This window comes from Longimicrobium sp. (assembly GCF_036280135.1).
Taxonomy (GTDB): Bacteria; Gemmatimonadota; Gemmatimonadetes; order Longimicrobiales; family Longimicrobiaceae; genus Longimicrobium.
The window spans coordinates 1-6,927 of the sequence record NZ_DASURI010000549.1 but is presented as its reverse complement, the minus strand read 5'-3'; the positions used below and the strand labels follow the sequence as shown (position 1 = coordinate 6,927).

The 6,927-nt window shown below is 71.7% G+C and carries 5 protein-coding genes; 2 read left to right on the top strand and 3 right to left on the bottom strand.

From position 1 onward, the window contains the following. A partial coding sequence (locus VFZ20_RS17665) for an alpha/beta hydrolase (RefSeq protein WP_329685242.1) occupies nucleotides 1-1,214 on the top strand: 1,214 nt, incomplete at its 5' end. A 102-nt stretch (nucleotides 1,215-1,316) separates the two neighbouring features. Here the strand turns inward: VFZ20_RS17665 and VFZ20_RS17660 are convergent. Together VFZ20_RS17660 and VFZ20_RS17655 are read right to left on the bottom strand one after the other, a co-directional pair. Then, the gene (locus VFZ20_RS17660) at nucleotides 1,317-2,261 is read right to left on the bottom strand and encodes a cation diffusion facilitator family transporter (RefSeq protein ID WP_329685241.1); all 945 of its coding nucleotides are present in this window, start codon (nucleotides 2,259-2,261) and stop codon (nucleotides 1,317-1,319) included. A 753-nt stretch (nucleotides 2,262-3,014) separates the two neighbouring features. After that, a complete protein-coding gene (locus VFZ20_RS17655) occupies nucleotides 3,015-4,361 on the bottom strand; it encodes a glycoside hydrolase family 10 protein (RefSeq protein WP_329685240.1) in 1,347 nt (448 codons plus the stop codon). A 560-nt stretch (nucleotides 4,362-4,921) separates the two neighbouring features. On the opposite strand from VFZ20_RS17655, the gene VFZ20_RS17650 reads away from it, so the two are divergent. After that, nucleotides 4,922-6,085: a lactonase family protein gene (locus VFZ20_RS17650; RefSeq protein ID WP_329685239.1), complete on the top strand. Its 1,164-nt coding sequence runs from the start codon at nucleotides 4,922-4,924 to the stop codon at nucleotides 6,083-6,085. A 318-nt stretch (nucleotides 6,086-6,403) separates the two neighbouring features. Here VFZ20_RS17650 and VFZ20_RS17645 read toward each other — a convergent pair. Next, nucleotides 6,404-6,927 (bottom strand): hypothetical protein (locus VFZ20_RS17645; protein ID WP_329685238.1); only part of this gene is annotated, 524 nt, incomplete at its 5' end.

The following is a 6,927-nucleotide window of genomic DNA, read 5'->3' as shown; positions in this document are numbered from 1 at the left end:
GCAACGACGCGTTGTACGAGCCGTCCGTGAGCGGCCGCGAGCGGGGCGACTACGACGGCCACGTGATGCGCACGAGCGCGTACACGCACACGCGCCAGCACCCGCTGCAGACCCTGCTCACGCTGGGGCTCATCGGCGGCGGCGCGTACCTGCTCCGCCGCAGCGGCCTGCTGGGGCAGATGAACGACACCGTCCGCGCGCGCCTGGGACGCGAGGAGACGCCGGCGGACGAGACGCAGGCCCGCGCCGACCGCGACATGCGCCACGTGCTGCGCCACCTGGAGCGGCTGGGCGGCACGCCCCTGGAGACGCTGTCGGCGGACGAGGCGCGGATGCAGCCCACGCCCACGCACGCCGTCCTGGCGCTGCTGCGCGAGCACGGCACCACGCCGGCGCCGCTGCCCGTGGCCAGCGTGGTGGAGCGGACGATCCCCGGGCCGGGCGGCGAGATCCCCGTGCGCGTGTACGTGCCGCACGGCGAGGGCCCGTTCCCCGTGATCGTCTACACGCACGGCGGCGGATGGGTGATCGCCACCAACGACACGTACGACGCCTCCGCGCGCGGGCTGTGCGACGCCGTGGGCGCCTTCGTCGTGAGCGTGGAGTACCGCAAGGCGCCGGAGCACAAGTTCCCGGCCGCGCACCAGGACGCGTTCGCCGCGTACCACTGGGTGCTGCAGAACGCCGAGGCGCTGGGCGGCGACCCCACGCGCGTGGCCGTGGCGGGCGAGAGCGCGGGCGGCAACCTGGCCGTGTCCACGGCCATCCTGGCGCGCGACAACGGCATCCAGCCGCCGGCGCACGTGCTGGCCGTGTACCCCATCGCCGACGGGCACACGGACTCGCCGTCGTACGTGGAGAACGCGGACGCCAAGCCGCTGAACGCGGCCATGATGCGGTGGTTCTTTGACCAGTACCTGCGGACGCCGGCGGACGCGGACCACGCGCTCATCTCGCTCGTCCGCGCGGACCTGCGGGGGCTGCCCGCCACCACCATCATCACGGCGGAGATCGACCCGCTGCGGTCGGACGGCGAGCGGCTGGCGCAGGCGCTGGAGGCCGCGGGCGTGGACGTGACGTACCACACGCACGACGGCGTGACGCACGAGTTCTTCGGGATGGCCAACGTGGTCAAGAAGGCCGCGAAGGCGCAGGCCCAGGCCGCCAAGGCGCTCAAGGCCGGCCTCGCCGCTCCGTCGCTCGCCAGCCGGTAAAGGCGTAACGGCGAACGGCATTCTCACGCAGAGGGAGCAGAGGCAGCAGAGTACTTCGTCGCGCGATGAAGTCCTCTGCTGCCCCTGCTCCCTCTGCGTGATTCAATTCTGTTGTTCTGGAGGCGGATCGAGGGCTACGCGGCCGGCGCGGAGGGCGGAGATCTCCAGGTACACGTGCAGCTCGTGGGGCGCGGCGGCACGGACGCGCTGCTCCAGCCCGTCGATGGCGCTCAGCACCTCCTGCCGCGTCAGGCCGGGCGCGAACGTCACGTCCAGCGCCACCAGCACCTCGCTGGGCGACAGCTGCAGCGTGCGGATGCGCCGCACGTCCGCGATCTCCGGCACCGCAGCCGCTTGGGTGATGCGGTCCACCACCTCCTGGTCCGCCCGCTCGCCGATCAGCAGCCCCTTGCTCTGCACCAGCAGCACCACGGCCACCCCCGCCAGCACCAACCCCACGCCGATGGATGCGGCGCCGTCCAGGTAGGGGTTCTGGTAGCGGTGCCCCAGGTACACGCCCAGGAACGCCAGGGCGATGCCGATCATGTCCGCCGTGTCTTCCAGCACCACGGTGAACAGCGTGGGGTCCTTGCTCTCGCGGATGGTGGCCCAGAAGCCCCGTCCCGCCGCGTGCCGGCGGAACTGCCGGTATCCCACGATGAAGGACGAACCGTCGAAGAACGCGGCGAAGCCCAGGACGATGTAGTTCCAGTGCGGGTCGCGGATGGGCTCGGGATGCAGGATGTGCGTCACGCCCTCGTACACGGACATGCCGCCGCCCAGCGCGAAGAAGAGGATGGCGACGATGAGCGTCCAGAAGTACAGCTCGCTCCCGTGGCCGAACGGGTGCTGCGTGTCCGCCGGGCGGCGGGCGCGGCGGCGGCCCAGCAGCAGGAGCATGCCGTCCGCTGAATCCACCAGCGAGTGCACGCCCTCGGCGACCATGGCGGAGCTGCCGGTGAACGCCGCGGCCGTGAACTTGGTGGCCGCGATGGCCACGTTGGCGCCGATGGACGCGTAGATCGCCGCGCCGGACTCCTCCGCCATCCCGCTCTCCGCCTGTGATTCAGCCTTCTGCCCCCCATGCGGGTCCGTCCCGCGGCGCCGCCGGCGGCAAGACGCACGCCGGTTCGCCGGCAGAGCGTGAGACGTGCGCTTCGTTCGTGATGGGGGGCGGGCTCCGCGCGGGGCGCCCCCTCCGCTCGCCTAGGCTCGCACCTCCCCCAATAACCCCTGGGGGAGGTTGGAAAGGCAGGAGGCCTCTACGCGCGACGGCCGGTCGCGACCGGAGGAATCAGCAGGAGGACGGCGTCCCTTGGTAGAGGGCTGCTTTCGGCGAGGGGACGGCATCCGTTTTTTTTTCGGAAGGGCAGGATGGCGGCGCCGGGCGCGGAAGGTTGCCCAGGCAGAGCATCCACCTGATCGCGATCGGGAAAAGGCGGCCTGGGCAGGAAGGCGACAGACTGGCTGGGCTTCGTGCCTCCGTGATCGGGACCGTGGCTCGGATGCAAGATCCTTCGTCGCCGCCATGGATCACGCCCGGGGCGGCGTCAGCGCGGCGGCTCCTCAGGATGACGCATCTCGCGGAGGGCGGAGAGGGGTTCGTGCACGGGTGAGTGCCGGGCGCGGCGCGACCAGATTCTTCCGTCGGCGCATCCGCTACGGGATGGCCCCAGCCGCGCCGACGTCAGAATGACAGCACGGGACGGAACACGTTGTCGCGGTTCGACGAAAACACATCGGCGGCTTCCCTCGATCCCAGAGAAGCCGCCGATGCGCATCATCCGATCTCGTTTGCGGTTACTGCAGCCAGGGCATGCGCGGGGGGACGGCGGGCTCGCGGAACACGCCATCGCCCAGGAAGGCCCACGCGTTCATGTCCGCCAGCGCGCTGTAGAAGTAGAACGAGAACCCGTTCACCCCGTGCGCGCGGCCAATGCGCACCTGCTTGGTGATCTCGTCGCGCCCCAGCCCGGGCAGCACGCCCGCGTAGACGTGGCGGCCGCTGGGACGCATGCCCTGCACGTGGTCCGCGATCATGCAGTCCCAATCGGGATTGGGCTCCTGCCCGGGACGGAGCGGCCGGTACGAGCAGCGCTCGGGCGCCACGCGGAAGTAGGTCATGGGCACGGCCACGTCGAGATATCCGCCGCTGGCCCATCCCCACGTGTCCTGGAAGAACTGCCCCACGCCGCTGGACGACGGCCAGCCGAAGCGCGTGCGGTCGTAGATGGGCCACACGGCCGCCGAGAGCGGCACCGCGCGAACGGCGTGGATGCTGTCGTGGGTCTCCTGCACCATGCGGCTCACGAGGTCGCGCCGAAAGCGCGCCCAGTCCTGCGGGTTGGCCGCGGGGTCCCGGCCGAACTGCGCCAGCGCCGCCGGGTCCCACCCGTAGTCCGCGCCGGGGTAGCGGATGCGGTCCAGGTGAATGCCGTCCACCTCGTAGCGCCGCACGATGTCGGCGGCCACGCGCGCCAGGTGCGTGCGCACGCCCGCGTGCGCCGGCGACAGGTAGACGTACTCCTCGCCGTTGGGGCAGCGCATGGGGCGGCCGGCGCGCGTGTGCATGGCCCACTCGGGGTGGTCCACCAGCACGTGGTTGGGCTGCCCGGGGGCGCTGGGGCGCAGGCGCGCGCAGGTGGAGCCGTCGTTGGACTCCCAGCCCGAGAGCCCGTTGATCCACGCGTGCAGCTGCAGCCCGCGCGCGTGTGCCTCGCGGACGGCCACCTCCAGCGGGTCCCACGTGGGCACGCCGCCCAGCCGGTCGCACAGGCGCGTGGAGCACGGGTCCAGCTGCGAGCGGTAGCGGGCGTCCCACGGGCCGCGCACCTGGAAGTAGACGATGTTGAAGTGCGCCCGCGCCGCGTTCTCCATCACCTGGCGGATGGTGGCCGCGCTGCCGTAGTCCCAGCGGTTCACCCACAGCGCCCGCCCCTCCTCCATCACCGCCGGCCTGGGCGCGGCGGACTCGGCGGCGGGAGCGGCGGACGGCGTGGCGGCAAAGGCGGGCGCCACGAGCGCGGCGGCGGCCAGCGGCGTGTCCGTGGACGGGGCGCTTGGCGCGCGGAGCGCCGTCCCCGCCAGGGCGCCGATCATCAGCGCGGGGGCGGCGGCCAGCAGGGCGTACAGCGACTTCTGGGTCATGCGCGAAAACGTGCGGCCGGCCCGGAAAGGCGCGGCGGATGAGCTGCCAGGGGCCCGCGCGGGCGGGCCGAGAATGCGTCAGGGGGGCAATCCGGATGCGCGGCGGCGGGAGAAGCCGCGCTCGCATCAACGATGGCCCCATCGCCGTCCCCCGTCAAGCCGCTGCGGTCAAAGCAGATGGATGCGCCGCGCCCACGCCTCGCCCCCCGACGCGCCGCCCGTTCGCACGCGCCGCGCCAGCGACGGCCCATGGAACCGGGTCCTCCGGCCCGGCGCATCGGCGGACCGCGCGAGTTGCGCCGTTTTCGAACTGTCGACAAAGCGCACGGAGTGGAGAATCAGGTTGTATCGCCTTTGGGATGCATCGTGTCAAATCGTTTCGGAACAACCGTTTGCAGCGTTCGGTTCTGGTCCGCGATTTGCCAAACCCCTCGCCCACTCGAACCCGGTCCGCGGCGTGGACCCGGCGAAGGCACCCTGCGCATCAACCGGTGCTTTCGGGCTGTTCCACGCACGTCGGAGACGGATTGTGGCGTACCCGTGTGGAGGTGAGGTGTGCGATGAAGGCGTGGTGGATGGTACTGCTGGCCGCGCTGCCCCTGGCGGCGTGCGAGGACGTGTTCGGTTCCGACGACAACGACGGTGACGACGGCGGCGCGGTCTACACCATGAACAACGCGGCGAGCGCCAACTACATCCTGGTGTACGACCGCGACGACGACGGCTCGCTCACGCGGATGGACTCCGTGTCGGCCGGCGGCCAGGGCAGCGGCCCGCACCCGGTGTTCGGCACGGACCCGCTGGAGTCGCAGGACGCGCTCATCCTGAGCGACGACAACCGCTGGCTCTTTGCGGTGAACGCGGGCAGCAACTCCGTCAGCTCGTTCCGCGTGGACGACGAGGGATCCATCACGCGGGTGAGCACGGTGAGCTCGGGCGGCACCATGCCCGTGAGCCTGGCGGCGCGCGGCAACGTGCTGTACGTGGTGAACGCCATGGGCGGCGGCAGCGTCAGCGGGTTCCGCGTGGGCACGGACGGCACGCTCACGGCCCTGGCCGGCAGCACGCGGGCGCTGAGCGGCGCGGCCATGCCCGGCCCCGGCAGCATCCGCATCAGCCCCGACGGGCGCACGATGGTGGTTACCGAGAAGCCGACCAACCGGCTGGTGCTGTACGGGCTGGGGACGGACGGCATCCCCACGTCGGGACCCACGGTGGTGAGCTCGCCCGGGCCCACACCGTTCGGCGCGGACTTCGACATGAGCGGCCGCTACATCCTGAGCATCGGCAACATCGGTCCCAACCGGGCGGCGGTGCCCGACGGCAGCGCGGCGGGCTCGCTCACGTTCCCCACGAGCACGGCGGCCACGGTCATCAGCGGGTCCGTGCCCACCACGGAGACGGCCGCGTGCTGGGTGCAGATCACGCCGGACGGCCGCTTCGCGTACACCACGAACACGGGCAGCGGCAGCATCACGGGCTACTCCATCGGCGGCACGGGCGCGCTCACGCGGCTCACGGCCGACGGCCGCACGGGCGACACGGGGATGAACTCCATGCCGCTGGACATGGCCTACGCCGACGGCTACCTGTACGCGCTCACGTCGGGCGACCGCGGCATCGACGTCTTCCGCGTGAACACGGACGGCTCGCTCACGGCCATGGCGTCGGCCGGCGTCATGAACGTCTTCCCCGTCAGCGTGACCGGCCTGGCCGCGTTCTGACGGCGGACGGACGGCGCAGGGGATGAACGGAGCCAGGCCTCCCGCACCACGCGGGAGGCCCGGTTTTCGTTCGATGATGATGCACGGAGAATCTCACACGAGGCCTGCGGCCAACGGAGTCAACGGGTTTCTTTCGATCCGTTACCGTTCCCTCCGTTGGCCGAAGGCCCCGTGTGAAATCCTTCCGTAGAGCCCTCCGCGCGCGGCACTCAGGGTTTGCCCGGATGAAGGCAAGGGCGGGGATTCCGCCGAAGCACATCAGCCCTCCCCGGACGGGCCGGGGAGGGCTGATGCGTCGAGCGGATCCTGATCGGCCGATTACCGCGCGGCGGCGCCGCGAAGGGAGCGGACGAACTCGGCGGCCAGGTCCTGCGTGTCTTCCGCCGCCCCGGCCGGCTCGGCCGCGGCGGGCGTCTCGATGTTGCGCTTGCGGCGCGCCGCGTCCAGCACCGTGTCGCTCAGGATCACCACCTGGCCCTGGCCGCGCTTCTGGGCCAGGTCGCGGGCGGCCTCGGCGGCCTTTTCGGCGCGGGGCCAGTCGCGCAGGCTGCTGGCCCCGTGCGCCAGCTCCAGCAGCGCCTGCGAGGCCGCCGCCAGCTTCTCCCGGTCGTCGGAGTTCCACACCATCTCCCACGCCTCCTCGAAGGTGGCGCGGTCCCCCAGGGCGCCCGAGGCCCGGCCCAGGTTGCCGGCGCACAGCAGGCGCTCGCCCGCGTCCACGAAGTGCGGCAGCACGGCGCGAAACACGTCCAGCGCCGGCTCGAAGCGGCCCTGGCCCATCCAGAAGTACGCCACGTCGTGCGCCAGGGCCGGCAGCTTGGGGTGACGGGGTCCGTAAGCCC

Coding starts and splice junctions, on each gene's coding strand:
- VFZ20_RS17650 (WP_329685239.1), top strand. CDS start 4,922: ATGAAGGCGTGGTGGATGGTACTGCTGGCCGCGCTGCCCCTGGCGGCG.
- VFZ20_RS17660 (WP_329685241.1), bottom strand. CDS start 2,261: ATGGCGGAGGAGTCCGGCGCGGCGATCTACGCGTCCATCGGCGCCAAC.
- VFZ20_RS17655 (WP_329685240.1), bottom strand. CDS start 4,361: ATGACCCAGAAGTCGCTGTACGCCCTGCTGGCCGCCGCCCCCGCGCTG.